General features: G+C 68.8%; 27 protein-coding genes and 1 pseudogene. 10 read left to right on the forward strand and 18 right to left on the reverse strand.

What is annotated here, in order from left to right; genetic code table 11:
• Nucleotide 1 precedes the first annotated feature (1 nt).
• Together nudC and ISP14_RS17495 are read left to right on the forward strand one after the other, a co-directional pair.
• On the forward strand, nt 2-973 hold the full coding sequence (nudC, locus tag ISP14_RS17490) for an NAD(+) diphosphatase (RefSeq protein WP_404542370.1): 972 nt from the start codon (nt 2-4) through the stop codon (nt 971-973).
• 75 nt (nt 974-1,048) lie between these two features.
• The gene (locus ISP14_RS17495; protein ID WP_404542372.1) at nt 1,049-1,918 is read left to right on the forward strand and encodes a beta-lactamase induction protein; all 870 of its coding nucleotides are present in this window, start codon (nt 1,049-1,051) and stop codon (nt 1,916-1,918) included.
• A gap of 43 nt (nt 1,919-1,961) precedes the next feature.
• On the opposite strand, the gene ISP14_RS17500 is transcribed toward ISP14_RS17495, so the two are convergent.
• Both ISP14_RS17500 and ISP14_RS17505 read right to left on the reverse strand, forming a co-directional pair.
• Entirely contained in the window at nt 1,962-3,830 is a 1,869-nt protein-coding gene (locus ISP14_RS17500) for an MFS transporter (protein ID WP_404542374.1), read from the reverse strand.
• A 158-nt stretch (nt 3,831-3,988) separates the two neighbouring features.
• Complete coding sequence (locus ISP14_RS17505; RefSeq protein WP_404542376.1) at nt 3,989-4,744, reverse strand: Bax inhibitor-1/YccA family protein; 756 nt, start codon at nt 4,742-4,744, stop codon at nt 3,989-3,991.
• A 123-nt stretch (nt 4,745-4,867) separates the two neighbouring features.
• Here ISP14_RS17505 and ISP14_RS17510 point away from each other — a divergent pair, with 123 nt between their 5' ends.
• Nucleotides 4,868-5,080: a hypervirulence associated TUDOR domain-containing protein gene (locus ISP14_RS17510; protein ID WP_404542378.1), complete on the forward strand. Its 213-nt coding sequence runs from the start codon at nt 4,868-4,870 to the stop codon at nt 5,078-5,080.
• A complete protein-coding gene (locus tag ISP14_RS17515; protein ID WP_404542381.1) occupies nt 5,077-5,625 on the forward strand; it encodes a DUF488 domain-containing protein in 549 nt (182 codons plus the stop codon). The genes ISP14_RS17510 and ISP14_RS17515 overlap by 4 nt, the downstream gene beginning before the upstream one ends.
• A 4-nt stretch (nt 5,626-5,629) precedes the next feature.
• Here the strand turns inward: ISP14_RS17515 and ISP14_RS17520 are convergent, their stop codons facing one another.
• Nucleotides 5,630-6,613 carry a helix-turn-helix transcriptional regulator gene (locus ISP14_RS17520; RefSeq protein WP_404542450.1) on the reverse strand — a complete coding sequence of 328 codons (984 nt, stop codon included), beginning with the start codon at nt 6,611-6,613 and terminating at the stop codon, nt 5,630-5,632.
• A gap of 153 nt (nt 6,614-6,766) precedes the next feature.
• Here ISP14_RS17520 and ISP14_RS17525 point away from each other — a divergent pair, with 153 nt between their 5' ends.
• Together ISP14_RS17525 and ISP14_RS17530 are read left to right on the forward strand one after the other, a co-directional pair.
• Entirely contained in the window at nt 6,767-7,675 is a 909-nt protein-coding gene (locus ISP14_RS17525; protein WP_404542383.1) for a hypothetical protein, read from the forward strand.
• Between the two features lie 81 nt (nt 7,676-7,756).
• Nucleotides 7,757-8,569, forward strand: a complete 813-nt coding sequence (locus ISP14_RS17530) for a DUF481 domain-containing protein (RefSeq protein ID WP_404542385.1) — start codon at nt 7,757-7,759, stop codon at nt 8,567-8,569.
• Between the two features lie 110 nt (nt 8,570-8,679).
• Here ISP14_RS17530 and hemC read toward each other — a convergent pair whose 3' ends face one another.
• From hemC to ISP14_RS17555, 5 genes are all read right to left on the reverse strand, one after another.
• Nucleotides 8,680-9,597, reverse strand: coding sequence for a hydroxymethylbilane synthase (gene hemC, locus ISP14_RS17535; RefSeq protein ID WP_404542388.1), 918 nt, complete (start codon nt 9,595-9,597; stop codon nt 8,680-8,682).
• Between the two features lie 70 nt (nt 9,598-9,667).
• Complete coding sequence (locus ISP14_RS17540) at nt 9,668-10,372, reverse strand: LytR/AlgR family response regulator transcription factor (protein WP_404542391.1); 705 nt, start codon at nt 10,370-10,372, stop codon at nt 9,668-9,670.
• Nucleotides 10,350-11,420 (reverse strand): sensor histidine kinase, encoded by a 1,071-nt coding sequence (locus tag ISP14_RS17545; protein ID WP_404542394.1) that lies wholly within the window; start codon nt 11,418-11,420, stop codon nt 10,350-10,352. The genes ISP14_RS17540 and ISP14_RS17545 overlap by 23 nt, the downstream gene beginning before the upstream one ends.
• A 193-nt stretch (nt 11,421-11,613) precedes the next feature.
• Nucleotides 11,614-12,282 carry an alpha/beta hydrolase gene (locus tag ISP14_RS17550; protein ID WP_404542397.1) on the reverse strand — a complete coding sequence of 223 codons (669 nt, stop codon included), beginning with the start codon at nt 12,280-12,282 and terminating at the stop codon, nt 11,614-11,616.
• 60 nt (nt 12,283-12,342) lie between these two features.
• Nucleotides 12,343-12,987 carry a cysteine hydrolase family protein gene (locus ISP14_RS17555; RefSeq protein WP_404542398.1) on the reverse strand — a complete coding sequence of 215 codons (645 nt, stop codon included), beginning with the start codon at nt 12,985-12,987 and terminating at the stop codon, nt 12,343-12,345.
• 132 nt (nt 12,988-13,119) lie between these two features.
• On the opposite strand from ISP14_RS17555, the gene ISP14_RS17560 reads away from it, so the two are divergent.
• Complete coding sequence (locus ISP14_RS17560; RefSeq protein ID WP_404542399.1) at nt 13,120-14,073, forward strand: GlxA family transcriptional regulator; 954 nt, start codon at nt 13,120-13,122, stop codon at nt 14,071-14,073.
• Between the two features lie 296 nt (nt 14,074-14,369).
• Here the strand turns inward: ISP14_RS17560 and ISP14_RS17570 are convergent.
• Nucleotides 14,370-16,229: pseudogene (locus tag ISP14_RS17570) on the reverse strand (prolyl oligopeptidase family serine peptidase); the annotation flags it as partial.
• Nucleotides 16,230-16,363: 134 nt separating this feature from the next.
• Between ISP14_RS17570 and ISP14_RS17575 the strand changes: the two are divergent.
• Complete coding sequence (locus tag ISP14_RS17575; protein ID WP_404542400.1) at nt 16,364-18,811, forward strand: S9 family peptidase; 2,448 nt, start codon at nt 16,364-16,366, stop codon at nt 18,809-18,811.
• Between the two features lie 57 nt (nt 18,812-18,868).
• On the forward strand, nt 18,869-19,426 hold the full coding sequence (locus ISP14_RS17580) for a DUF2059 domain-containing protein (RefSeq protein ID WP_404542403.1): 558 nt from the start codon (nt 18,869-18,871) through the stop codon (nt 19,424-19,426).
• A 125-nt stretch (nt 19,427-19,551) separates the two neighbouring features.
• Here ISP14_RS17580 and ISP14_RS17585 read toward each other — a convergent pair whose 3' ends face one another.
• The 8 genes from ISP14_RS17585 to ISP14_RS17620 form a co-directional block, all read right to left on the reverse strand.
• On the reverse strand, nt 19,552-19,752 hold the full coding sequence (locus ISP14_RS17585; RefSeq protein WP_404542405.1) for a hypothetical protein: 201 nt from the start codon (nt 19,750-19,752) through the stop codon (nt 19,552-19,554).
• A gap of 10 nt (nt 19,753-19,762) precedes the next feature.
• The gene (locus ISP14_RS17590; protein ID WP_404542406.1) at nt 19,763-20,530 is read right to left on the reverse strand and encodes a sulfite exporter TauE/SafE family protein; all 768 of its coding nucleotides are present in this window, start codon (nt 20,528-20,530) and stop codon (nt 19,763-19,765) included.
• The gene (locus ISP14_RS17595; protein ID WP_404542408.1) at nt 20,530-20,961 is read right to left on the reverse strand and encodes a TIGR01244 family sulfur transferase; all 432 of its coding nucleotides are present in this window, start codon (nt 20,959-20,961) and stop codon (nt 20,530-20,532) included. The genes ISP14_RS17590 and ISP14_RS17595 overlap by 1 nt, the downstream gene beginning before the upstream one ends.
• Complete coding sequence (locus ISP14_RS17600; protein WP_404542411.1) at nt 20,958-21,899, reverse strand: c-type cytochrome; 942 nt, start codon at nt 21,897-21,899, stop codon at nt 20,958-20,960. The genes ISP14_RS17595 and ISP14_RS17600 overlap by 4 nt, the downstream gene beginning before the upstream one ends.
• Complete coding sequence (locus ISP14_RS17605) at nt 21,896-22,534, reverse strand: c-type cytochrome (protein ID WP_404542412.1); 639 nt, start codon at nt 22,532-22,534, stop codon at nt 21,896-21,898. Before ISP14_RS17605 ends, ISP14_RS17600 begins: the two co-directional genes overlap by 4 nt.
• A 19-nt stretch (nt 22,535-22,553) precedes the next feature.
• Entirely contained in the window at nt 22,554-23,504 is a 951-nt protein-coding gene (locus tag ISP14_RS17610; protein ID WP_404542414.1) for a molybdate ABC transporter substrate-binding protein, read from the reverse strand.
• A 185-nt stretch (nt 23,505-23,689) separates the two neighbouring features.
• Complete coding sequence (locus tag ISP14_RS17615) at nt 23,690-24,232, reverse strand: DsrE family protein (protein ID WP_404542415.1); 543 nt, start codon at nt 24,230-24,232, stop codon at nt 23,690-23,692.
• 391 nt (nt 24,233-24,623) lie between these two features.
• Nucleotides 24,624-25,457, reverse strand: coding sequence for a helix-turn-helix transcriptional regulator (locus tag ISP14_RS17620; RefSeq protein WP_404542418.1), 834 nt, complete (start codon nt 25,455-25,457; stop codon nt 24,624-24,626).
• Between the two features lie 325 nt (nt 25,458-25,782).
• Here ISP14_RS17620 and ISP14_RS17625 point away from each other — a divergent pair, with 325 nt between their 5' ends.
• On the forward strand, nt 25,783-26,037 hold the full coding sequence (locus tag ISP14_RS17625) for a hypothetical protein (RefSeq protein ID WP_404542419.1): 255 nt from the start codon (nt 25,783-25,785) through the stop codon (nt 26,035-26,037).
• Nucleotides 26,038-26,069: 32 nt separating this feature from the next.
• On the opposite strand, the gene ISP14_RS17630 is transcribed toward ISP14_RS17625, so the two are convergent.
• Nucleotides 26,070-26,885: an AraC family transcriptional regulator gene (locus tag ISP14_RS17630; RefSeq protein ID WP_404542422.1), complete on the reverse strand. Its 816-nt coding sequence runs from the start codon at nt 26,883-26,885 to the stop codon at nt 26,070-26,072.
• Nucleotides 26,886-26,902 lie beyond the last annotated feature (17 nt).

Below are 26,902 nucleotides of genomic sequence, written 5' to 3' on the forward strand. Positions count from 1 at the left end.
CATGGGCGCGTCGACGCAGGACAACACCTTCGCCGGACTCAGCCTGACCCTCGACCGCATGGCCGAGCGCCGCGACGACGCGGCATGGGTCGACGCACAATCCGTCGCGCCCGGCACGCGTTTCCTGCTGCTCGACGCGGAGGGTCGCGCCTTCGTGCAAGCAGACCGCGACGCACTGCGCTGGCTCGATGCCAGCGAGCGCCAACAGCTCTGCGCCGAGGCGCCGGCCTGGCTGCTCGGCATCGCCGATGGTCGTCCGCACTTCCTGCTGACGCTGGCGGACGAGGCGCGCGCCGAGGCGCTGGAAACATCGCTGCACGCGCGTCGCGCCGGTCTGCGCGAGGCCGGCCTGCTGCTGCCTGCCGATGAAGCCGGCCTGTTCGCCTACGCCAAGGGCCTGGCGCATTGGCACCGCGAGACGCGGTATTGCGCGCACTGCGGCGCACCGCTCGCCATCGTTTCCGCCGGCCACCGCATGCACTGCACGAACGCGGCCTGTGGGCGCATGCATTTCCCGCGCACCGACGCCGCGATCATCGTGATCGTGGAACACGACGGCGCCTGCCTGCTCGGCCGCCAGGCCGGCTGGCCGGCCGGGCGCTACTCCACGCTGGCTGGCTTCATCGAGCCGGGCGAGGCGCTGGAGGACGCGGTACGCCGCGAGGTGGCCGAGGAATCCGGCGTGATCGTCGGCGAGGTGGACTACCACTCCTCGCAACCCTGGCCGATGCCGGCCTCGCTGATGGTGGGCTTCACCGCCATCGCGCGCGACCCCACCATCCGCCTGCGCGACCGCGAACTGGAAGACGCGCGCTGGTTCACGCCGCGGCAGATCGCCGACGGCATCGCCGACGGCAGCTTCCTGCCGTCCACGCCGCTGTCGGTGTCCTACCGGCTGCTGCAGCACTGGCTGCGCGAACGCGCCGGGATGGAGCTCGACACGCTGTTCGCGGCACGCACCGAGCACGCCTGAGCCGCACCGCTGCGTGCCATGTGACGGCAAGGCGCCTCGCATACAATGCGAGACCGTTTCACGGAGTCCCCGCGCATGGCTATCCGTCTGCTCGTCGCCCTGATCGCCCTCGGCCTGCTGCACTGGCAGCCGCGCCTCGCGCACTGGCGCAACGATGCCGGCTTCCGTCGCTGGGTCGCACAGCTGAACGACACCACCGGCACCGGTCGCGTGGTGCTGGCCCTGCTGCTGCCGCTGGTGCTGTGCGCGCTGGCGATCTGGCTGCTGCGCCTGCCGCCGCTGGCCGATTTGCTGCACCTGCTGTTCGCGCTGGCGGTGCTGCTGTTCTGCTTCGGCCCGCATGCGTTCGAAGCCGATCTCGAAGCGATCCTCGCCGCACCGGACGGCGCCAGCCGCGAAGCCGCCGCGCAGGCGCTGGGCGAAGACGGCGAACAGGTGCCGTGGCGCGCGGCCGAACTGGGCGAGGCCACCGTCTATGCCGCGCTGCGGCGGCGCTTCGGCGTGCTGTTCTGGTTCTTCCTGTTCGGGCCGCTGGGTGCGCTGCTGTACCGGCTGGCGCGGGCGCTGGGCCATGACGACACGCTGCGCCTCGACACTGAGGCGCGCACTACCGCGCGCCATGTTGCCAACGCGCTGGACTGGCTGCCGGCGCAGCTGATGGTGCTCACCCTCGCCCTGGTCGGCCACTGGGACGCGGTGATCGGCGCGTGGCGACGCTGGCACCAGCAGGCGTTGCCGAACGGCTGGTATCGCGAAGGGCCGGGCTTCCTCGGCGCCGCGGCGCGTGCGGACATCCAGGTCGACATCGAAGGCGGCGAAGGCTACGCCGAGGAACGCAGCGATCCGCTGCTGGAGCTGCGCCGACTGCGCGGCGCCCTGCTGCGTGCCCTGCTGGCCTGGCTGAGCATGGTGGCGCTGATCGTAATCGGCGGCTGGGTACGCTGAACTCCAATTCCGGCCGGATACCGGCAGGAAAAGGGGACCGCGGTCAGGCCATCTCGCCGCGCAGCTCGCGCACACGCGCCGCCAGCGCCGCCGCGCTGGCGCGCTCCGGCGGCAGCGGGGCATCCACCACCAGCTCCACCCGTGCGCGGAAGCGCCGCGGCAGGCGTGCGCGGTGCAGCGCGGAATCGCGCCGGCTCCACATGCTGCCCCACAGCCCGCGCAACGCCATCGGCAGCACCGGCACCGGGCGGCGCGCGAGGATTTTCTCCACGCCGGGGCGGAACGGCGCGATCGCACCGTCGCGGGTCAACGCGCCCTCGGGGAAGATGCACACCAGCTCGCCGTCGGCCAGCGCCGCATCCACCGCGTCATAGGCTTGTTGCAGCACTACGGGGTCTTCCTTCTGCCCGGCGATCGGGATGGCTTTCGCCGTCGTGAACAGAAACTTCAGCAGCGGGATGTTGAAGATCTTGTAATACATCACGAAGCGCGTGGGCCGGCGCAGGTTCGCCATCAACAGCAAGGGGTCCACGAAGCTGACGTGGTTGCATACCAGCAGGGCCGGCCCTTCCTCGGGAATGTGCTGGAGCCCGTCCGCCCGCACGCGGTACAGCGTGCTGGTGAGCAGCCAGGTGACGAAGCGCAGGATGAACTCCGGCACCAAGGTGAAGATGTAGGCCGCCACCAACACGTTGAGAAGCGCCGCGGCTAGGAAGATCTGCACCGCATCCAGCCCCAGCGCACCCAAGCCCAGGCCGAAGCCGGCCGCAGCCACGATCAGCACGGCATTCATGATGTTGTTGCCGGCGATGATGCGCGAGAGCTTTTCGCGCGGCGCACGCGCCTGCACGAAGGCGAACAACGGCACCACGTACAGGCCCGCGAAGGCGCCGATCAGGGTGAGATCGAGCACCACGCGCCAGCTGCCCGGCGTGTGCAGGAAGCCCAGCCAGCTCAGCCCGCGTACGGGCGCGAGGCCGTGTCGCGCAAAGTACAGATCCACGCCAAATGCCGTGAGCCCGAACGCGCCCAGCGGCACCAGGCCGATCTCCACGCGCCGGCCGGAGAGCTTTTCGCAGGCCAGCGCGCCGAGGCCGCTGCCGATCGAGAACAGCGTGAGCACCAGGGTATAGACCGAGTTGTCGCCGCCCAGCGTCTCGCGCGTGTAGATCGGCAGCTGCGCGACGAGTACGGTGCCGAAGAACCAGAACCAGGAGATGCCCAGCACCGCATTCCACACCGCGCGATCGGCATGAGTGATGCGCAATACTCGCGCAGTCTCGCCGAACGGGTTCCAGTTGATCTTCAGCTCCGGCGCCGTGGCCGGCGCCGGTGGAATCGCCCGGCTGACGAAATAACCGACCACCGCCACGCCGATGGTGATAGCCGCCGCCAGCCACGGGCCGGCCTCGCCCATCGCGGTGGTGCCCGCGACCATGCCTAGCAGGATCGCCAACTGCGTGCCCATTTCCACCAGGCCGTTGCCACCCACCAGCTCGCCGGGCTTGAGCGCCTGCGGCAGGATCGCGTACTTGATCGGCCCGAACACGGTGGAGTGCAGCCCCATCATGAACAACACCACCAGCAGCAACGACACGTGGTGGGTGATGAAGCCCGCAGCGGCCACCACCATCGCCAGGATCTCGAACAGCTTCACCCAGCGGATGATGCGGGTCTTCTCGAACCGCTCCGCCAGCTGGCCCGCGCTGGCCGAGAACAGGAAGAACGGCAGGATGAACAGCGCCGGCGCGAAGTTCGTGTAGATCGAGGCCGCACGGTCATCCAGCCCCAGCTGGAAGGCCACCAGCACCAGCAGCGCGTTGCGGAAGGCGTTGTCGTTGAACGCCGCCAGCGCCTGCGTCCAGAAGAATGGCGCGAAGCGGCGCTGGCCGAACAGGGCGAACTGGCTCATGCAAGTCCATGGCAGCGGAGTCGGCGATCAGCTTAGCTGATGCCGCCCCGCCGCCTCGGTCCGCCGCGGCCACCCAAGGACGGATGGCCCGCGATCAGGCACGAGGTGACCGATTCGACGTGTGGGGAAAGGGCAGGGCTGCCCTGTCCCGCTATCGCTTAATTCCGCGACTGCAACTTCGACAGCAGGCGCAGCATCTCAAGGTACAGCCACACTAGGGTAACCACCAGCGCGAAGGCGCCGTACCACTCCATGTATTTCGGCGCACCGGCGTTGACGCCTTGTTCGATCATGTCGAAATCCAGCACCAGGTTCAGCGCGGCGATCACCACCACGACCAGGCTGAACAGGATACCGATGCCGCTGCTGCCGGCGATGAAGCCGAAGGAATGACCGAAGAAGCCCATCACGAAGCTGGCGAGGTACACCAGCAGCACGCCGCCGGTGGCGGCCACCACGCCCGCGCGGAACTTGTCGGTGACGCGGATCAGCCCGCTGCGATAGCCCATCAGCAATACCGCCATGGTGCCAAAGGTCAGCGCCACCGCCTGCATCACGATGCCGGGATAGCGCATTTCGAAGATCGCCGACAGCGCACCCACGAACACGCCCTCGGCCAGCGCGTACAACGGCGCGGTGACCGGCGCCCAGGTCTTCTTGAACGTGGTGACCATGGCCAGCACGAAGCCCACCAGTGCACCCGCCAGCACCAGCGGCCCCAGGGCCGGCAGGCTGGCCGGGCCGGCGAAACGGCTCCAGCTGAACATCGCGCCCACCACCACCAGCAGCAGCATCAGGCCGGTCTTGTTCACCGTGCCGTTGAGCGTCATGGCGCCGTCGTCGCGGCTGAACACCGCGCCGCTGGCTGCGTCGAGGAAGGTGTTCTTGTTGAGTGCGGGATTGCCGCTTTGCATGTCGTACTCCTATCGGGTTGCCGCCATCCTAGCCTGCCGTCGCGCACCTTGCAGGCGGCGACCTTGCGTGCACGCCGCCAGTGCGAAAATGACCGGCATCGTCAACAGGCTGAGACCGCCGCCATGAGCCAGCAGTTCCACGTCGGCGATCACGTGCGCTGGAATTCCGAGGCCGGCTACGTCACCGGCCACATCCTGAAGGTGCATACCGCTGACACCTTGTACAAGGGCTACCCGCGCCACTGCAGCCCCGACGATCCGCAGTACGAGATCAAGAGCGACAAGACCGACCACGTCGCCATGCACAAAGGCGCGGCACTGCAGAAGATCGCGTGAGCGCCGCCTCTCCCGCCACGATCTGGACGATCGGCCACTCCACCCGCACGCTGGAGGATTTCCTGGCCCTGCTTGCGGCTTTCCGCATCGAGGCCATCGCCGATGTGCGCCGCTTCCCCGGCTCGCGACGCCAGCCGCAGTTCACGCGCGACGCGCTGGCGCAAAGCCTGCCCGCCCATGGCATCGGCTACCAGTGGTTTCCACAGCTGGGCGGGCGACGGCGGCCACGCACGGATTCGCCGAACACCGCCTGGCGCAATGCCGCGTTCCGCGGCTACGCCGACCACCTCGCCAGCACGGAATTCGCCGAAGGCCTGGCGGCGCTGCTGGCGTTCGCGGCATGCCAGCGCACCGCGGTGATGTGCGCCGAGGCCGTGTGGTGGCGCTGCCATCGCTCGATCATCGCCGACGTGCTGAAGCAGCGCGGCATCGAGGTGATCCATATCCTCGACCTGCACCACAGCGTGGTACATCCATGGACCTCGGCGGCGCATGTCGAAAACGGCGCGCTGAGTTACACGGCGCCGCAATCGACCTTGCTGTAGCGCCTCAGCGCGGCGAACCCTGGTACGCGCCCTGGGCCAGTTGCAACAGGATCTTCATTTCCTCGCGCAGCGGCAGCGGCGCGATCACCTCCGCGTCCGGGCCGTACTTGAGTACGTCCATCAGCAATTCCTTCGAGTTGGAATACGGCAGCTGCAATTCGTAGCGGCCGTCTGACAGCCACTCGCCCTTCTGCTGCGAATGCCAGTGCTCGTCGGCCACCCAGCGTGCGGCATGCGAGGAGAAGCGGATCGTGGCCCAGGCCTTGGGCTGGCCGGCGAAGATGCCGTAGCTGGAAGCCAGCGCCTGATCGAGCTCCACCTCGGGCACGTCGCGCGCGGGGGCATCCATCGCCTGCGCCTCGGCGATGCGGTCCACCGCAAAGCTGCGCAGCGCCTCGCGGTCGTGGTCCCACACGTCGAGATACCAGTTGTCGCGGTAATGGGTGAGGCGTTGCGGCGACACGGTGCGGCGGCTGTCGGCGCCAGTGGTGCGCGCGCGGTAGCGGAAGCGCAGCTGCTTCCGCTCCAGCACCGCACCGGCCACGATGCGGAATGCCTGCTGGTCGAGCTTGCGCGCGCCCCACGGGATCACCCGGATGCGCTCGACCGGCAGCGCCTTGCCGCTGCCGCGGTCGGACAGCAGGTGCTCGATGCGCGACTTGAACGGCGCCAGCGCACCGGCCAGCACGCCGGGACCGCTGCGGCCGATCAGTTCGTTCAAAGCCAGCAACGCGGCCAGTTCGTCGGAGGTGAGCCACAGGCCCGGCAATTCGAACCGCTCGCCTTCGCTCAGCTCGTAGCGGAACGCGGCATGCTCGCCGCCGGCGCTTTCGATCGGTGCGCCCAGCGCATCGCGCAGGAAGCCGATGTCGCGGTACAACGTGGCGCGCGAGCATTCGAGCTCGTCCATCAGCTTCGGCAGCGGCACTGGGTAATGCGCCGACTTCAGCAGGCGATGCAAGGTGAGGATGCGTTCGTAGCGGTCCATGGTGGGCTCGTCGGTCGCGGCAGTGGCGCAGAACGGGATGCTTAGCATGGGTACGGCTGCCGGCGCCCGCAAGCCTGCCGAACGTATGCCTAACCCACACGCATGGCGGCTGGCTTAAGCTTGGCAACCCCGCCTTCCCCAGACGGTATCCCCATGCAATCCACCCGCGCGTGGCCAGGCACGATCGCCGCCGGCACGGCCACAACGACGCTGATCGCCCGCCCGACCCGCGCCGCGGCACTGCTGCAAGTGCTGGCGATCGGCGGCTACGGCGTATGGTTGTGGCTGGGCCTGTCCCTGCTCTTGGGACTGAGCCGGCTGGGACGCAGCGGCACCTTGATCCCGCTGGGACTGGGCGCCGTGCTGGTAGCTGCCGGTCTGGTGCTGGCCTGTCTGCGGATACCGGGGCTCGCCGTATGGCACGGCTGGCAGCCACGCCCGAGGCATCGCCCCACACGCTCCGCATTGATGGCCCTGGCCACCTGGTTGCCGGTGCTAGCGGTGGCGGGACTGGCGCACGGCGACAACGGTTTCTGGATCACCCGGCTGGCCGGCGCGTTGCTGATGCTGTGCAGCCTCGTCAGCCTGTTGCAGGCCACCCACGGCGACCGCGCCTGTCTGCCGTCGTCGCTGCAACGCGCAACCGCCTTGCTGCCGACGTGCCGCATCACCGCTGCGGCCTACACCGGCGGCCTTTGGTTGTGGCTGACCTTGCTGGCGCAGGGCGGGTTCGACGGCGGCCACGACGCCTATCTGTGGGTCTTGTTGCTGCTGGCACTGGCGCTGGGACTGGGCCTGATCGAAAGCGGGCTGTGGCAATCCCTGCGTGAGCTCGAGGCATCCGCCGGAGGGAGCGCGGGCAACCGCGGCCGGTTTCCCGCCCGTCTGGTCGCCGCGCTGCTGACTTATGCGCTGCCTTGCGCGGCGCTGCTGCTGGGCGGCACCGCCGGCAGCCTGACGGCCGCCGCGCTCGCCGCGCCCGGCTGTGTGGTGGGCCAGTTGCTGGATCGCTATCTGTACGAGGCCGCGCTGGCCGAGGCGGCAGACACGAAGCAGGCCTGATCGGGCCATGTTCATTGAAAATTCAAGCCGTTCCGTTAAGGTGGTCGACTCACAATTGTTTAACGAGACGGAACCCTCACGATGACCAAGACTCTGATCGCGGCCCTGCTGCTGTCGGCCTGCGCCAGCTTCGCCGTGCAGGCGCAGGACGCCGACAACAGCAACAGCGCCAACAACGGCGGCTGGACCGGCTCGGGCGAGTTCGGCTATGCCTCGGCCACCGGCAACACCCGATCGCAGAACGTCAACGCCAAGCTCGGCCTGAATCAGGAAAACGAGCAGTGGAAGAACAACTTCTTCCTCGACGTGCTGCGCACCAAGGTGCAGGAGAAAGTGGTCACCCCGGGTGGCACTACCATCAGTGAATTCCAGACCACTGCCAACCGCTACGACGGCGGCGCCTCGGTGGGCTACAAGCTCGACCCGCGCAGCTACATCGTGGGCGCAGCGCGCTACGACCACGACGACTTCGGCGCCAACCTGTGGCAGGGCGTGGTCTCGCTGGGCTACGGCTACATCGCGCTGAAGGACGCCCGCAACGAGCTGTCGTTCGAAATCGGCCCCGGTTACAAGGAATACCGGCCGGCGGCGCTTCCGGTGCTCGTCAACGGCAGCACCATCAGCCAGACGCAGCCGGTGGAGCACGAGATGGTGGCCCGCGGCCTGGTCAACTACAAATTCCGCCTCACCGACAACACTTCGTTCGAGGACACGTTCCTCACCGAAGCGGGCTCCAAGAACACCTACATCCAGAACGACGCCGGTCTCGCCGTCAGCATGACCAAGAAGCTGGCGCTGAAGGTGGGCTTCCAGGTGCGCCACAACAGCACCGTGCTGCCGGGCATCAAGAAGACCGATACGCTGACCACCACCAACTTGGTCTACAACTTCTGAGGTTTTGATTCCTGCGATCGTCTGTGATCGCGAGGCTCAATCCGGACCCTCTGCGAAAACGGCCACTGCATTGCAGTGGCCGTTTTCGTTTCCAAACCGCGTCCGGGCGACTAGCCGTCGGTTCCGAGGAATTCGCCGGCGCCCTGCGCGAACAGCGCCTGCGCCACCGACAGCCCGAGAGCCTCGGCATCCTCGCCGTCCGCCTGCGCATGCAGCAGGCGGCCGCTGGCCGCATCGCCGACCAGGCCGCGCAGGTGCAGGCCGCGCTCGGTGACCGTGCACCACGCCCCCACCGGCACCGTGCAGCTGCCGCCCAGCGCCCGGTTCATCGCACGCTCGGCGCTCACCTCCAGCCGCGTATCGGCGTCGTCCAGCACCGCGAGCAAGGCCAGCGTAGCTGGCTGGTCGGCGCGCGCCTCGATCGCGATCGCCGCCTGTCCCGGCGCCGGCAGCCAGTCCGGCGCGGCGAGCCGGCAGCGGATGCGCGCAGCCAGGGCCAGCCGCTCCAGCCCCGCGCAGGCCAGCACGATCGCGTCGTAATGGCCGGCATCCAGTTTCGCCAGCCGCGTACCCACGTTGCCGCGCAGGTCCAGCAGTTCGAGATCCGGCCGCAGCGCACGCAACTGCGCCTGCCGCCGCAGCGACGAGGTCCCCACTTTCGCGCCCAGCGGCAAGGAGGCGAGGTCCGCATAATCGTTGCTGACGAAGGCGTCCGCCGCATCCGCGCGCGGCAGGATCGCCGGCAGGGCGAAGCCCGGCTCCAGTTCCGCCGGCACATCCTTCAGCGAGTGCACGGCGAGGTCGGCGCGGCCTTCCAGCATCGCCACTTCCAACTCCTTGAGGAACAGCCCCTTGCCCCCGATCGTCGCCAGCGGCTGGTCGAGGATCTCGTCGCCGCGGGTGGACAGCGGCACCAGGTCCACCGTCAGCTCCGGATGGACCGCGCGCAGCAGCGCCGCCACATGCTCGGCCTGCCACAGCGCGAGCGCGCTCTTGCGGGTGGCGATGCGCAAGGTGTTCGGGGTCATGCGGGCTCCACGGTCTGGCTCGTGCGCCATTGTCGCCGATGCCGCGGCGAAGCGCAGGCAGCGGCGCGCCTCAACCCATCCGCAGCAGCTTGCGCAACGCCGGCAGGTTGCGCCGGCTCACTTCGGGGCTGAAGTCGGTGCCGGCGAGGCGGGCCAGCACGCGGCCGTCGGACAGGTTCTTCAGGCCGATCAGGCGGGCAGGCGGCACCAGGCAGTTGCGGTGCAGGCGGATCAGCTGCTCGGGATAGGCCTCTTCCAGCTGGCGCAGCGACTCGTCGATCAGCAGCTCGCCGCCGGCATGCCGCACGCACACGTATTTCTCCTCGGCGAGCAGGCAGACCACCTCGTCCAGCGCTACACGTACCTGCTCGTCGCGCACCCGCGCATGCAGCCAGACCGTGGCGGCGCGCGGCGCCTCGGCGAGGCGCTTGCGCGCCCGCTGCAACGCTTCACGCAGACGTTCCAGCCGCACCGGCTTCAGCAGGTAGTCCACCGCCTCCAGCTCGAAAGCATGCAGCGCGTGATTCTCGTACGCCGTGCAGAACACCACCTGCGGCCGTACGCGCCCGGCCAGCCGCGCGGCCAGCGTCATGCCGTCGAGGCCCGGCATGTTGATGTCGAGCAACAGCAAATCGGGTTGCAGCTCGCCGAGCGCGGCAAGCGCGGCCTCGCCGTCGCCCACGCTGCCGGCGAGTTCCGCGCCCTCGCACTCGCCCAGCAGCGCGGCCAGACGCATGCGCGCCAGCGGTTCGTCATCGACGATCAGCACGCGCATCGTCACTTCCTTTGTTTTCCAGTGGCAGCCGCAGGCTGACCACATAACGTTCGCCCTGCGGCCCGGCCTGCACTGCCGCCCGCGGGCCGTAGCGGAACGCCACCCGTCGGCGCACGCTGTCCAGGCCATGACCGTTGCCGCCACGCGCAGGCGAGAGCGGCAGCGGATTGGCGATCTCGATCACGATGGCGTTGCCGTCGCGTACGCCGCGCAGTGTCACCACCCCGCCTTCGCGCAGCGGCTGGACGCCGTGGCGCACCGCGTTCTCCAGCAGCGGCTGCAACAGCAGGCGCGGCAACGGAAAGTCGGGCGGCAAGTCGTCCAACTGGCGCTCAACGTGCAGGCGCTCGCCAAGACGCAGCTGCTCGATCGCCAGGTAACGCTCCAGCAAGGCCAGCTCCTCGCCCAGCGTGCCGTCGCCTTGTTCATGCTGACCCAGCGCGGCGCGGAACAGTTCGGCCAGGTCCTCCACCGTGCGCTCGGCCGCCGCCGGATCGAGCGGAATCAGCGCCGCCACCGTGTTCATGCTGTTGAACAGGAAATGCGGGCGGATACGCGCCTGCAACGCTTCCACCTGCGCCCGCGTCACCGCGGCGAGGCGCAGCCGCCACTGCGCGGCGATGTAGAAGTAGCGCAGGATCGCCGCACCGAGCAGGGCCGCGATCAGCACATTGTCGAGCACGAAGGTCGCCATGCCGTCGCTGAGCAGTCCCATCCGCAAGGCTTCGTCCAGGCCATGCGCCACCCAGCTCGCTGCGCCGACGATCGGCATGATCAACAGCCACGCGGCGAGGTAGGGCAGGTGTCCGGGCAGGCGCTGCAGCCAGGCCCGCAGCAGGCACAGCGTCACCCCGATCACCAGCGTCAGCCAGGTCACGAACAGGATGCCCACGCTGTAACCGGAAAGATCGCGATGGTCACCCTCAGCCAGCCACACCACAGTGGCCGCGAGGGCGCCGGTCACCAACAAGGTGAACAGCACCGGCAGGCTGCAGAAGTCCGGCAGCGGGCTAGGTTCGTCGTGGTGGCGAAAGAAGGGTTCGCGCATGCGCGCAGTATGCCGCAGCATCGGGAGCCTGCACGGTAGAAGCCGTCCGGGTTGCGACACTGGCCGCACAGTGCGCATCACCGCCGCCGCTTGGCCCATGGAACCACCGTGGGCCCGCGAATCGCCGAAGATCTGCGCCGCGCGACAAGCACTTCACCTCGAGTGTTTCTACCCTTCAGGCCGCCAGGCCGGGTCAGCCCAGCCGCGCGCCCAGCCAGCTGCGCAGGTCGGCGATTTCCTCGGCACAGACCGCGTGTGCCATCGGGTAGCTATGCCAGTCCACGCGATAGCCCAGGCGCTGCAGCAGGTCGCGGCTGTCGCTGCCGCGCGGCGGGATCACCACCGGATCGAAGCTGCCATGCGCCTGGAAGATCGGCACGTCCGCGTTCGCCGCGCTGCGTTCGGCCGCCAGCGTGTCAGCAATCGGCAGGTAGGTGGACAGCGCCACGATGCCGGCCAACCGCTCGGTGTGGCGCAGGCCGGCAGCCAGCGCGATCGCGCCGCCTTGCGAGAAACCGGCGAGGAAGATGCGTTCGTCGGGCACGCCGCGCTCGCGCTCGCGCGCTATCAGCGCCTCGGTGGCCGCGATGGAGGCGCGGATGCCCGTCTCGTCCTGGCGCGCCACCAGGTCGAAACCGTGAATGTCGTACCAGGCGCGCATCGGCATGCCGCCGTTGACCGTCACCGGTCGCACCGGTGCGTGCGGAAACACGAAGCGCAGCGCCGGCCAGTCCGCCGCCACCAGCTCCGGCACGATCGGCGCGAAGTCGTGGCCGTCCGCGCCCAGCCCGTGCAACCAGATGATGCTGTAGCGAGGACTGGCGGCGGTTTCGTGTTCGACGGCGGGAAGCAGGGCGGGCATGGCAGGGATCGCGGCGGAAAGACACACAGCTTAGCGCCTGCCGCGATCCCGGGCCGCAGCTCAGGCCGCCACGACCAGCCGCGCCAACGCCCGCTGGTGCGAAGCGTGGATGGTGTCCCGCTCCGGCGTGGTGCCGTGGGCGAGATGGGCGACCCATTCATCGGTCGTCATCACCGCCGCATAGCGCGACTGTTCCACCACCGCGAATACGCGATGGATCTCCTCCGCGGTGGCGGCGCCCGCACGGTTGGCGTAGGGCACGCTGCCGGAGGCGTCCATCAGGAATTCCACCTGCAGGCCGGCGTCGAAGGCATGCTTGATCGTGGTGTCGTTGCAGTTGTGGGTCATGTAGCCCACCACGGCCAGGGTGTCGATGGCATGCGACTGCAGCCACTCGCCCAGGCCGGTGCCGGCGAACGCGCTGGGCAGGGCCTTGCGCAGGTAGTGCTCGCGCGGGCGACTGGCGACGACCGCATGCAGCTCCCAGCCGTGCGAACCGGTGGCGAACAGCGGCGCATCGGTGGGCGAGGACTGTTGCACCACGATCACCGGGATGCCGGCGGTATGCGCGGCGTCGATCGCACGACCGATGTTGCGCAGCGAATCGGCCACGGGCGGGTACTGGATGCGCAAGCCGCCGCTCTCGTATTCGTTCTGCACGTCAATCACGACGAGCGCGCGGCGTGGATGGCTGACTTCGGTCATGGCGGCATTCCTCACAGGCATGGGACGGCTCGTCCCGGTGGCGCCATGATCCGCGCCTGGATGCTTCCGCAGCAGTGGCCTGATTGCCATTTTTGGTTAGAATCGGGCCAATCCAGCGCAGAGGATTTCGGCATGCCCAGGACGCGCGTCGCGGTGGTGGCGTTCGACGGCATCCGTCCGTTCCATCTGTCGGTGCCGTGCGCAGTGTTCGGCGAGGCCGCCGGCGACGAAGCGCCGCCGTTCGAGCTGCGCGTCTGCGCGGCCGAACCCGGCGGCCTGCGCACCCAGGCGGGCTTCGGCATCGTCGCGCAGCACGGCCTGCGCACACTGGCCTGGGCCGATATCGTGGTGGTTCCCTCATGGCGCGATCCACGCGAGCCGCCGCCCGAGCCGCTGCTGGCCGCACTCCGGCGGGCGCATGCGCGCGGCGCCCTGGTGGTCGGCCTGTGTCTGGGTGCCTTCGTGCTGGCCGAGGCCGGCCTGCTCGACGGCCGCCGCGCCACCACCCACTGGCGCTGGGCAGCGCGCTTCGCCGAACGCTATCCGCGGGTACGGGTCGATCCCGGCGTGTTGTACGTGGACGAAGGCGACGTGCTCACCTCGGCCGGCACCGCCGCCGGCATCGACTGCTGCCTGCATGTGCTGCGCCACCGCCTCGGCGCGGAGGCGGCAAACCGCGTAGCGCGCACCCTGGTGGTGCCGCCGCACCGCCAGGGCAGCCAGGCGCAATACATCGAGCAACCCGTACTGGCGGCCGCGCGCGATACGCCGCTGACGAAGACGCTGGACTGGGCCACGCGCCACCTCGACGCGACGCACAGCCTCGACTCGCTGGCCGCACGCGCCGCGATGAGCCGGCGCAGCTTCACCCGCCACTTCCGCCAGCACACCGGCACCACCGTGGGCCAGTGGCTGCTGGCGCAGCGACTGGCGCTGGCGCAACGGCTGCTGGAAACCACCGCGCAGCCGATCGAACGCATCGCCGAGCGCGCCGGCTTCGGCACCGCGCTGTCCATGCGCCAGCATTTCGGCACGGCGTTGCACACCACGCCCTCGCTGTACCGCCGCGAGTTCCGCGGCGGCTGATCGCTCACTTCGCCGGCAAACCCAGCTCCTGCGCAAAGAACGTCAGCATCAACGCGGTGTTCCCTACGCGCTGGCTGAAGGGTGCGCCGATGCCATGGCCGGCATTCATGCGGGTGAGCAGCAGGATCGGCGGCTGCGAGCCGGTGGCGTTCTGCAGGGCCGCGGCGAACTTGCGCGACTGCCACGGCGCCACGCGCGGGTCGTTCGCGCCGGTGGTAAGCAGCACGGCTGGGGTAGGCGGTATCCGGCTGCACGTTCTGCAACGGCGAATACGCCAGCGTGGCCTTGAACTGCGCGGGGTCGGCCACGGTGCCGTACTCGGGCACGTTGTAGGCGCCGTTGGCGAAGTCCGTCTCGTGGCGCAGCATGTCGTAGATGCCCACCATGCTCACCACGGCGCGGTAGTCGCCGGGATGCTGCACCAGCGAGGCGCCCATCAGCAGGCCGCCGTTGCTGCCGCCGAGGATGCCCAGGTGCCGGCGGTCGGTCCAATGCGTATCGACGAGCGCCAGCGCGGCGGCGTGGAAATCGTCGAACACGTTCTGCTTGTGCAGCTTCTGGCCCTGCCGGTGCCATAGCTCGCCGTTCTCGTTGCCGCCGCGGATATTGGCGAAGGCCAGCACGCCGCCGCGTTCCAGCCACGCCAGCTCGGGGCCGACGAAGTGCGGTGACACGGGGATGTCGAAACCGCCGTAGCTGTAGAGGATGGCCGGCCGTGCGCCGTTCGGCGTCACCCCTTTCATCGCCAGCACGGTGACCGGGATCTTTGTGCCGTCTTTCGAAGTGCCGTCGATGCGGTACAGCTCCACCTTCGAGTAGTCGGCGGCGGGCTTCACCTCGAACACCGTCTTCAGCGTGCCGGCCTTGGCGTCGTATTCGGCCCAGCGCGAAGGCAGGGTCCAGCCGCTGTAGTCGATCAGTGCGCGATCCTGGCCCTGCTCGGCGGCGATGCCGCCGATGCCGACGCCGTGCGCAGGCAGCGGCAGGCGGCGCACGAACTTCGCGGCATGGTCGTATTGCTCCACCTGCCAGTCGGACCCCCAGCTGCGTACCACCAGGAAGCCGTCGGCGATCGGCGCCACGCCTTGCAGCGCGCCATCGCGCTGGTCCAGCACTTCGCCGGCTTTGCCGTTCGCGTCGACCGCAAGCAGCTTGCCGCGCGGGGCGCCGGCGAAGCTGGCGACGAACAGGCGCTGGCCCACCCAGTCCGCGAAGCGCACGTCGGCTTCGTTGCCCAGCGCCTTCTTCCATTGACTGCCTTCGCGCAGCCAGACTTCGGCCGGGCCGCCGTCGCCCATGTTGGCCAGCACGGCAAGCTGCTTCGCGCCGGGCGAACTCAGCAAGCGGTATTCGGCCACCTTGGAATAGTCCTTGCCGAACATCACGGCATCCCTGGCGGCAGGCTCGCCGAGCGCGTGATGCACCAGCGCGGCGTGGAATTGCACCACCTCCTGCCCGGCGGACGGCGGCGGGAAACGCACGTAGGTGAAGCCCCGCTCGTCGGCGTCCCAGGCCAGGCCTTGCGGGGTGGTGCCGCCACCGGCCCAGGGCAGGGCGTCGGCCAGCGTCTTGCCGCTCTTCACGTCGAGCACGTGGATGGTGGTCAGCTCGCTGCCGCCCTCGGCGGTGCCATAAGCTAGATAACGGCCGCTGGGGGAGGGCCAGTAGGCGGTGATCGCGGTATTGCCGCCGTTCGCGTTGAGATCCACCAGCACGCGCGGCGTGCCGGCCGGCCACGACTGCGCCATCAGTTGCGGCTGCGGCTGCGGCGGCGTCTCCTGCATGTAGAACAGCGTGCCGCCGGCCAGCAACGGACCGGAGCGGGTGGTGGAGGTGATCGCCAGCTCACGCACCCGCGCGTTCATCGCCTTGCCGTCGGGCATCGCGCCCAGCACCTGCTCGGTGTGCGCGTTCTGCGCCTTGATCCAGGCCTGGACCGCGGGATCGGCGGGATTCTCCAGCCAGCGGTAAGGATCGGGCACGCGCACCCCGTGCAGCGTGGTGGCGTCCTCGTGCCGCGGCGAGGCGGGCGGGGGAAGCGCGCGGTCGTCGATCAGCGATACGTCGCCGCGAGGCGCTGGCGGCGTCTGCTGGGCGGCCGTGGCGGTTGCCGCGGCCGCGAACGCCATCAAGGAAAAAGCGAGCATGACGCGCATGGAGAGCCTCCCTCACCTGAAGCGGTCCCCAAGCGTAGCGCCCAGCCTCCCGGGGCGCACCTGACTTTCAGCACGGTGGCCGTTGCGCATGGGCACGCTCGGTTATGCTGGTTTTTTTGCCCCAGGGAACTTCCATGCGCCGACTGCTGCTTGCCGGCCTCGTGGCCTTCACCGTGCTGCCTGCCGCAGCATTCAGCGCCACCGCAACGCCGGCCGGCGACGCTCCGCTGGACCTGGAAACCATCATGGCCAGCCCCGACTGGATCGGCCATGCGGTGGAGAGCCCGTACTGGGGCGTGGACGGCCGCAACCTGTACTACGCGTTGAAGCGCGACGGCGACAGCGTGCGCGACCTCTATCGCGTGGACGCCGCAGGCGGCGCCAGCAGCAAGCTCGATCCCGCTGCGATGGCGCAGGCCGAAGGCCCGGCGGTGTACGACCGCAACCACGCGCATGCCGCCTTCATCCTGCACGGCGACGTGTTCCTGGTGGAGTTGGCCAGCGGCCGCCGCGTGCAGGTGACCCGCTCGCCGCAAGCGGAATCCTCGCCGCAATTCTCCGCCGACGGCCGCACGCTGCAGTTCCGCGACGGTAACGACTGGTACGGCTACGACCTCGCCAGCGGCGTCACTGCGCCTGCCGCGATCCTGAAATTTGCCGACGACCCGCAGGCAAAGCAGCCCGACGCGCTGGAACGCCAGCAGCTCGAAACCTTCGGCACGCTGCGCGAGATCAAGGCCGACCGCGACGCCCACCGCGCGCAGCAGCAGGCGCTGGACGCCGCCGATCCCGGCCGCGCGCCGCAGCCGTTCTGGCTGAGCGACAAGGTCAAGGCGGTGGACACCGAACTCTCGCCCGGCGGTCGCTGGATGCTGGTGGTCACCGAGCCCGCACACCATGGCGAGGGCGAAGCGCCGGGGGTGATCCACTACGTCACCGAGTCGGGCTACACCGAGGTGCAGAAAGCGCGCACCAACGTGGGCCGCAACGACCCCGCGCCGCAGTCGCTGCTGCTGCTCGATCTTTCTGCGCACAAGATCTGGCCGCTGGCGACCGACAAGCTGCCCGGCATCAAGGATGACCCGCTGAAAGCGATCCGCGACCAGACCATCGCCGCCCTGGAAAAGGCCGGCCACGATGACGAAGCCAAGGCGCTCAAGGCGCCGGGCGTGCGCCCGGTGACCATCGCCAGCGAAGGCGGCGGCGGCATCGCCTGGAGCGACGATGGCAGCCAGGCCGCCGTGCAGCTGCGCGCGATCGACAACAAGGATCGCTGGATCGCCAGCGTGGACTTCGCCGGCCATGCGCTGGTATCGCAGGACCGCCTGCACGACGGCGCCTGGATCAACTGGAGCTTCAACGATTTCGGCTGGCTGAAGGACGGCCGCACGCTGTGGTATCTCAGCGAGGCCAGCGGCTGGTCGCGCCTCTACGTGAAGCCGCTGGACGGCAAGGCGAAGGCGCTCACCGGCGACGCACGCTTCGAAGTGAGCCAGCCCACGCCCAGCCCCGACGGCCGCTGGTTCTACGTGCTGGCGAACAAGGTCGCGCCATACAGCTACGACGTGTATCGCGTGCCTGCGGATGGCGGCGAACTCACCCGTGTGACCCGGTATGAAGGCGTCGACGGTTTCAGCTTGTCGCCCGACGGCAGCCAGCTCGCCGTGCTGCACTCGGCGCCGTACCTGCTCAGCCAGCTTGCCGTGCAACCGGCGGCCGGCGGCACGCCGCGCGAACTCACCGACACCATGAAGCGTGCGTACACCGCGCGGCCGTGGACCCAGCCGCAGTTTGTCGAAGTGCCGTCCTCGCATGGCGCCGGCGTGGTCTACGCCAAGTACTACGGCCCAGGCAACGACGCCGCTGCACCCGCCTCGCGCCCCGCGGTAATCTTCGTGCACGGCGCCGGCTACCTGCAGGACGTGTCGAAGCAGGAGACGTATTACCTCCGCGAGCAGATGTTCCAGAACCTGCTGGTGCAGCAAGGCTACGTGGTGCTGGACCTGGACTACCGCGGCTCCGCCGGCTACGGCCGCGACTGGCGCGATGCGATCTACCGCAAGATGGGCCATCCCGAACTGGAGGACCTGCTCGACGGCAAGGCCTGGCTGGTGAAGCACCACGGCGTCGATCCGAAACGCGTGGGCATCTACGGCGGCAGCTACGGCGGCTTCATGACCGAGATGGCGCTGCTGCGCGCGCCCGGCGAATTCGCCGCAGGTGCCGCGCTGCGCCCGCCGGCGGACTGGGTCACTTACAACCACGAGTACACCTCGAACATCCTCAACGACCCGCAGCTCGATCCCGAGGCGTACAAGACCAGCTCGCCGATCGAATACGCGCAGAACCTGCGGGACCCGCTGCTGATCGAACACGGCCTGATCGACGACAACGTGCTGGCCAGCGATTCCATCCGCCTGTACCAGCGCTTCGTCGAGCTGCACAAGAAGAACTTCTGGATCTCGCTGTATCCGCTGGAACGCCACGACTTCAAGCACGCCGACGACTGGTATGACGAATACCGGCGCATCGACGAGTTGTTCGATACCTATGTGAAACCGGCGGCACCCGCCGCACACTGAACACGCGGGTCACCCTTCCGGTGGCCCGTTTTCCGTCCAAGCACAAGGAACGTACCCATGCGTCTGATCACCCTCGGCCTGCTCGCCGGCTTCCTCGTCTGCGGCTCGGCCGCCGCGGCCACGCCGACCAGCCAGCCACCCAGCGACGCCTCGATCCAGCAACTGCTGCAGGTGATTCAGGCGCACAAGATGCTGGACGCCATGCAGGCGCGCCTGGACGGCATGATGCACACGGCCAGCGAACAGGCACTGGCGGGGCAACCCGCCGATGCCGGCGAGCAAAAGATCATCGACGCGCAGACCGCCAAGCTGAGCACGCTGATGAAGAGCCAGCTGTCGTGGGACTCGATGGAGCCGATGTACGTCGACATCTACCGCAAGACCTTCACGCAGAAGGAGGTCGACGACATGATCGCCTTCTACAAGTCGCCCTCGGGCCAGTCGATGGTGGCGAAGATGCCGGCGGTGATGGGGCAGACCATGCAGGACGTGCAGGGCAAGATGACCACCTTGATGCCGCAGCTGCGGCAGATCTCCGAGGACACGACAAGCCAGCTCAAGGCCTACGAGGCGAACAAGCAGAACGCTGCGGCGCCCGCTCCCAAAGCCAAGTGACACCGCTGCCCCGACCGGGTTTCCGCGTCGGGCCGATTCGGCCGGCGACTAGGGTTGCGGCGCGATGCGCCGCAACCGGTCGGCCAGCGTGGCGCGCGACAGCTCGCCCATCCAGTGGTCGTGCATCACGCCATCCCTACCCGGGAACAGCGTGGCGGGGTAACCGTGCGCGCCAGCAGCTGGCCTGCGGCCAACACCAGGTACACCGCGTTGCCGGCCTCGGGTTGGCCGCGTTTGTGCAAGAAGCCGGCCGTGCCGAGCGCGGCGACCAAGTCGAACAGCAAGGCGATCAGGGCCGTGGAAAAGGCAAACGGACCGATATCCAAGACGCCACGCTCACCACTGCAGATTCCGCACCAGCATGTACACCGCCACGGCAATGACGGCGACCGCAAACACGAGATTCAGCGCACCACGCGTGCGCGCCAGCCGCCGCGCCAGGCGCGCGCCCAGCCAGCCGCCGCCCACGCCGCCCGCCACGAACAACGCGGCGACGCGCCAGTCGACCAGGCCCGAGGCCGCGTAGTTGATCGCGGTGGTCGATGCGAACGCACCCACCGCAACCAGCGAACTGCCGATCGCGGCGATGATCTCCATGCCGCTGGCGAAGATCAGGCCGGGCACGATCAGGAAACCACCGCCGATACCGAAGAAACCGGACAAGGCACCCGCGCCGAAACCGGTAAGACCAAGACGGGGAAACAATCGCGGCTTCGGATAGCTGCCGTCCGCACCGTCGCGCCGGCCGCGCAGCATCAGCGTCGCCACCACCAGCATCAACACGGCGAACAGTGCGAGCAGGTGGTGGCCGTCCACGCGTTTGCCCAGCGTGGAGCCGGCGAGGGCACCCAGCACACCGCTCGCGGCGAACACCAGCGCAGCGGGCCAGCGCACATGGCCGGCACGCGCATGCGGCACGAGGTTGATGAAGGCGTTGGCTGCCACTGCCACCGCGCTGGTGCCGATGGCGAGGTGCGGGTCGCGCAAGCCCACCACGTAGAGCAGCATCGGCGTGGCCAGGATGGACCCGCCGCCGCCGATCAGCGCCAGCGAGAAACCGACCAGCGAACCGCAGGCCAATGCCAGCAGGTCGGCGGACAGCATCAGCGCGATGCGCCCGGGGCGCGATGCAACACGGCAGGGTCCAGCGTGTAGCCGGCATCGGCGGCGATGCGCCGGATGCTTTCGGCATCCAGCGTGTCCGCCATCGCCAGTGCCCACAGATGGATCGAACGCGTGCCGCTGCGGCAGAACGCCAGCACCGGCGCCGGCAACGCGTCCAGGGCGTCGGCGAACGCGGCCACGTCCGCCTCGCGCCATTGCCCGGAGACGATGGGCAGATGGCGCCATGCAAGGCCATGCGCCGCCGCGACCTGAGCGAGTCCGGCGCCGGCCGGCTGGTCTGCCGCCTCGCCATCGGGGCGATTGCAGATCAGGCTGCGCCAGCCTTGCGCGGCCAGCAGGGCGATGTCGTCCTCGTCGAGCTGAGGAGCCACGCCGAACGCGGGCGTGAGGCGATGCACGGGCGTGCTCACTTCGCCGCCCCGCTGCCGAGCAGATGGCCGTCCATCGTGGTGCCGTACAAGGACATCGGCGTGTCGTGGTACTTCGCGCGGGTGGCGGCGACATCGCCGGTGTAGCGCGGGTCCTGCGGGCGCTCATGGGCATCCATGTACATCGCCACGTCCCAGGCATCCTGGTCGCTGAGCGTGCCGCCGCGGCTGAGCGGCATGTTGGCCTTGATGAAGGCGGCCGCATTGTCGATCTCGTGCATGCCCGCGCCCCAGTTGAAGGACTGTGCCCCCCATAGCGGCGGGAACACGTTGCGCCCGGCCACCTGCTGGCCCTGGCCGTCGGCGCCGTGGCACAACGCGCACTGCGCGGCGTAGACCTTGGCGCCGCGCGCATAGTCGGGCGGCTGCGGCGGCTTGAAGCCCTGCTTTGGGTAGCCGGCACCAGCCAGCTTCACGCCCGTCGGCGCGCCTTTCGCCATCCACCACGCATAGGTCTCCAGCGCCACGATGGTGTCGCTGTCCAGCGGCGGCGCCTTGCCGTTCATGCTGAAACGGAAGCAGCCCTGCAGGCGTTCGCCAAAGCTGTTCACGTGGCCGTTCTTTTTGCGGTACTGCGGATACATGCCGTACGCACCCCACAGCGGCGCAGAGTTGGCCAACCGGCCCGCGTCGAGATGGCAGTTGCTGCAGTTGAGGCCGTTGCCGACGTAGTCGCGCGCGTGCCCGGGGGTATCCGTGAAGATGGCGCGGCCCAGGCGGATCTCGTCGCCCAGCGGGCCGGCCGGGATGTCGGCTTCGGCGGGCGGCGCGAAGGCCGGCGGGGCTTCGTGTTTCACCGGAGCGCCTGCAACGCTGGCGGCAGGTGCGGTGTTGGCGGCCATGGGCGCTTCCGCGGCCGGGTGCGAACACGCGGCGAGCATCAACGCGCCAAGCAGCGCGATAGGCAACGGCGATTTCATGGCGTGCCTCCCTTGGCCGGCAACGGCTGCGCGGCGAGCCAGCCGGATACGGCCTGGATCTCCTGCGGGCTGAGCTGCTTCGCAACATGCTGCATCAGTGCCAGTGGATCGTTATGGCGGCTGCCCTGTTGCCAGGCCTTGAGCTGCGCCGCGATGTAAGCGGCAGGCTGGCCGGCCAGCGGCGGGAAGTTCGCGCCCACGCCCACACCACCGGGCGCATGGCATTGCTCGCAGGCAGGCAGGTCGCGGCTCCAGTCGCCGCGCGTAGCCAGCTTCGCGCCAATGTCGTCGGCGGGCGGCGCAGCAACGCCGTGCGCCGGCACCGGCATCGCGCTGTAGTACTTCGCAAGCTGTGCGCGCTCCTCCTCGCTGAGCGCGCCGGCATTCGGCTGCATCACCGGGTTCGCGCGCGTGCCGTTCGCGAAATCGTCCAGCTGGCGCTGGAGATAGGCGGCGTCGAGCCCGGCGAGCCGCGGGTAACCGCTGGCTTCCTGGCCGCCACCGTCGACGCCGTGGCAGGCCATGCACGGCGCGGCGCCCTTGCCGTTGCCCTGTTGCGCGATGGTGCCGGCTGCCGTCGCGGCGGTGGCGGCGAGCGGCACGGCCAGCAGGGACAGGGCGACAAGGACAGGCATGCGCATCGTCAAGCCCTCTTCATTGCGGCGGCTGGAAGCCGTATTTGCGGTAGATCGCCTGCGCCGTCGGGCTTTGCATGAAGGCGAGGAAGTCTTTCGCCGCCTGCGGGTGCGGCGCGGCTTTCAGGCGCGCGGCGGTATAGGTGGCGATAGCATTCTGCGCCGCGGGGATCGCCACCGTCTCGACCGGGTGATGCAGGATCTGCTGCTGGAAGTACGCCTCGGTGGACCACACCGGCGCCGCGTCGGATTCGCCCTGCAACACGCGCAGCGGCGATTGCCGATGGTGGATGGTGGTGAGGAAGGTGCTGCCGTCCTGCACCTTGGTCACCATGACCGCGTGATCCAGCGCTTCGCCGCCGGCCTTGCGGTAGCCGTCCTCGATCTGTTTGGCGATGCCCTCCCACGCCGGGTTCGGCATGCTCACCCGCACATCGGCGCGGCCGAGGTCCTTGAGGCCCTCGATGTGCTTGGGATTGCCTTTCGCCACCAGGATCGCCAGCGGGTTGCGCGCGTAGTCGGCGGTGGCGGCGAACCAGTCGTGCTGCTTCTGCAGCCGCTCGACCGCGCCCTTGCCGGCCGTGTAGATATCCGGCTTCAACGCAATGCGCAGGTTGCCCATCACCAGGACGCCGCCCTCGATCTGCTTCGCCAGGATGCCGGGCGGCAGCGTTTCCGCGAACACGCGCTGGTACTCCGGGTGCGCCTGCTTGAACGCGGCGACCAGGTCGTGCACCACCATGAACTGGTTGCCGGCGAAGAACACCGTGAGCTGCGGATCGACCACGTCGCCGTGCAAGTCGGCGATGGCGTCGAACGGCGGCACGCTGAACTGCAGGCCTTCCGGCGGCGGGTTCCAGGGCGGGAGGTAGTCGGGTTTGGCTTGGGTGGAGGCTTGGGTAGCAGCTTGAGCGGTGATGCACAGCGCGCCGAGCGCGAAGGCAGCTATCCACGAGTGCTTGTGCTTCATCGGTATTCCCCAGTGCAACAGCAGAGCAAGAGCGGGTGCCTGATGCATGAAAAATGCGTCCGGCACTTTTCATGCTCGCCGAGTCCGGCTGTTGCCGGCCTCGGCTCCGCTCGAACAAGCGCGTACCGCGCCGGTTCGACGTCGGGCCATCCATGGTCCGGCTGATGCCCCTGTAACCCGCCGGGTTACAGGGGCATCAGCGCATAGCCTTGCTGCTGCAGTTCGGTGATCGTGGTGAGCGCGGACAGCGCCACCTCCACGTCCTTCGCCACCCAGGCGTCCTCGAAATGGTTCTCGATCACCGCCTGCCCGCACACCGCCACCGAAACGCCCGCCTTGCGCAGCTGCGCGATCGCGGCCAGGTTGGGGTTGGCCACGCCGAACTTGGCGCGGTAGTGCGCGTCGTCCAGCACCAGTGCGGTGGCCGGGCCGTAGGCGATGGCGACGAACTTCAGGTGACTGAGCGGCACGCCGGAGGTGGTGTACAGGTTCACCGCGCGCGCCACACGCTCCAGCGCAGGGTTCACCTGGTCGGGCTTGTCGCTGGGCTTGGTCATCGCGAACACCACTTTGTAGGTGGCGTTGCGGTCGGGCATGTACGCCGCGTTCGGTACCGGGTGGATCGTGCCGGCGGCGGTGATGGCGGGCGGGGCCTGGTTGTCGCCGGCGATCGCGGCGAAGGGCAGCAGGCTGAGCACGAGCAGACTGGAGAGCAGCGGACGGAGCATGGCGACCTCGCGATTCGTGGCGACGTGGATGAACGTCGCCGCATGCTAGGCCCGCACGCACCGATAAGCCAAGATGGTTTTGATGATGGCGACGATAAAGGCCTCTTATCCTCAGAGCCTGTTCAATGTCTCCGCGTGGCCCGCGTCGGGAGCTGTTTGCGCGCAGGCCAAGGAAGAACGAGGGAGTGGACGTCCGTCCACGACCGAGTGATGACGCCGGCATGGGGGCAAACAGACCCGGCCCCGGAATTTATAGGTGCAGGGGTTGCCCTCGCATGGCCGCCAGGTGGCAACGCGGCTTGACCTGCCGCCGGCTGGCGCTGCGCCACGCGCTACCACCTGACGTCCATGCGAGGGCAACGCGAGCCACGCGAAGACATTGAACAGGCTCTCAGGCCGGCTCAGGCTCCACCTCGCGGGAATGCTGCAGGTGGCGTGCGATACGCGCGAAGCTGGCCGCGGTCGCCACGTCCTCCGGCACGAAGAAGAACGCGGTGGCGCCGCTGGCGATGCCGTCGGCGTCGCGCAGCGGGAAGCGGTTGGAGTGCACGCGTACCTCGCCGAATTCGGGGTGGCGGAAGTGCGCGATCCACGTACTGAGCGCCGCGATATGGTGGCGGCGCCACAGCGCCACGAAATCGGGGCTGGCCTCGACAAGCGCGTCGATCAGCGCGTCGAAGCGCGGATCGTCGGGGTGCGCCGCCTGGTTCACGCGGAAGATCCCGAGCAGATTGAGCATGCCAGGCTCGAAGCAAGGCTCGTACAGGCGCCGCCGCGCCGGGTTCATGAACGCGTTCCACAGGTGGTTCGTGGCGAAGCGGCCGTGGAATTCGTCGAACTGGTACAGCCGCTCGGCCATCGCGTTGCAGCTCAACACGTCGAACACCGGGTCGAGCACGAAGGCCGGCGCCTGGTACAGGTCCAGCACGCCCTGCACCGTGGGCGGCAGCACGACGTGGTTGCGTACCGGCTCCGCGCGGGCCAGCCCGGCCAGCGAGAACAGATAGGCCTCGTCGGTGGCGTCCAGCCGCAGCGCCCGCGCGATGCGCGCCAGCGCGGCGGCGGACACGTTGATCGCCCGCCCCTGCTCCAGCCACGTGTACCAGGTGACGCCGACCTCGGCGAGCGCGGCGACCTCTTCGCGGCGCAGGCCAGGGGTCAGCCGGCGCACACCGCGCGGCAGGCCGACCGCCTCGGGAGCGAGCGCGGCACGGCGTGCGCGCAAGAAAGCCTTCAACTCGCTGCGTTGCCGGGAATGCTGCATGCGTGGGACGCCGGGTGGTAGTGGGAATACCAGCAGTGGGAACTGTCTCCCCATGGTGCTGGCCAGGGATTTATGGTGACGCTACCCCACAGATCCAACGGATGTCCCGGCCCGTCCGTCATGGACGGCTCCTGTCGGGCTGGGATATCCCGCGGTTGCGTGCAACGCGCAACCCCTCGGCCTCTCGCACCGCGTCCCCCGCATGCTCCGGATGGAAGTTCCGCACGCGCCGTCGGTAACGTCGAGGCCACTCCCCACGTCCCTGCTGCTATGGAAGGAGATCGACATGTCTCTGCTGATCACCGACAGCGAAACCGCCGACCGCGTGCTGGCGGAAGCCGACGCGTTGACCGATTTCGTGGTCAACGCGCAACTGATGCTGGACCCGGCGACACCCGAGGCGGTGCGCCGCGAAGCCGAACCGCGGATGCTCGCGTTGCTGCCCACGCTGCAGGCGCTGGGCGTGTTCGACCTGTTCGCGATCCGCGACCCGGCGCTTGCCGCGCTGGTGCGCGACGAACTGCAGGCGAGCCGCCCCTGAGTGTCGCGGCGAACGGTACGCCGCCCCGCCGCTCAGCCGGCGGTGGCGGCGTAGCCGAAATAGCGCGCCGGCGGCAGGCCGTAGGCGCGCCGGAACATCGCGATAAAGGCGCTGGTACTGGCGTAGCCGGTGGCCTCGGCAACCTGCGCCACCGGCATGCCTTCGGCCAGGTGCTCCAGTGCGCGGCTCAGGCGCGCTTGCTGGCGCCATTGCGCGAAGCTCAGTGCGGTCTCGCTGCGGAACAGCCGGCTCAGGCTGCGCACCGACAAGCCGACGCGCCCGGCCCAGTCCTCCAGGCTGCGGTTTTCGTGCGGCGCCTTCAGCACTGCCTGGGCGACGCGCAACAGCCGGCGATCGATCGGCATCGGCAGGTGCAGCGGTTCGTGCGTGGCGCGGCGCAATTCATCCAGCATCACCGTGCATACGCGTTCCTGCTCCGGCTCCAGGGACTCGGTGAGGGTCCATTCGCTGGCGCGGCGCACCAGGGCGCGCAGCAACTCGCTGACCCCGATCACACAGGGGTGCTCAGGCAGGCCGGTGCAGACCTCGGGCGCCAGGAACAAGCCCCAGCCGCTCATCGACCCGCTCAGGCTCACGGTGTGCAGTTCGCCCGGCGGCATCCAGCCGGCGCGGTGCGGCGGCAGCAGCCAGGAACCGAAGCGCGTGCGCGCGTGCACCAGTCCGCTCTCGATGCAGTACAGCTGCCCGCGCAAGTGGCGATGCCAGTCGTGCGTGCGGGTTTCCCCGCCCTGCTCGCTGGCCGCCTGGCCCTCGTCCCAATACGCGATGACGGCCGGGCCGTCGGCGCGCTCGATGCGGTCGTGCAGTTGCTCGTGCCACGAACCCATGTCCATTTCTCGATATT

The sequence above is a fragment of the Dyella agri genome, from assembly GCF_044904705.1.
GTDB classification, from domain to species: domain Bacteria; phylum Pseudomonadota; class Gammaproteobacteria; order Xanthomonadales; family Rhodanobacteraceae; genus Rhodanobacter_A; species Rhodanobacter_A agri.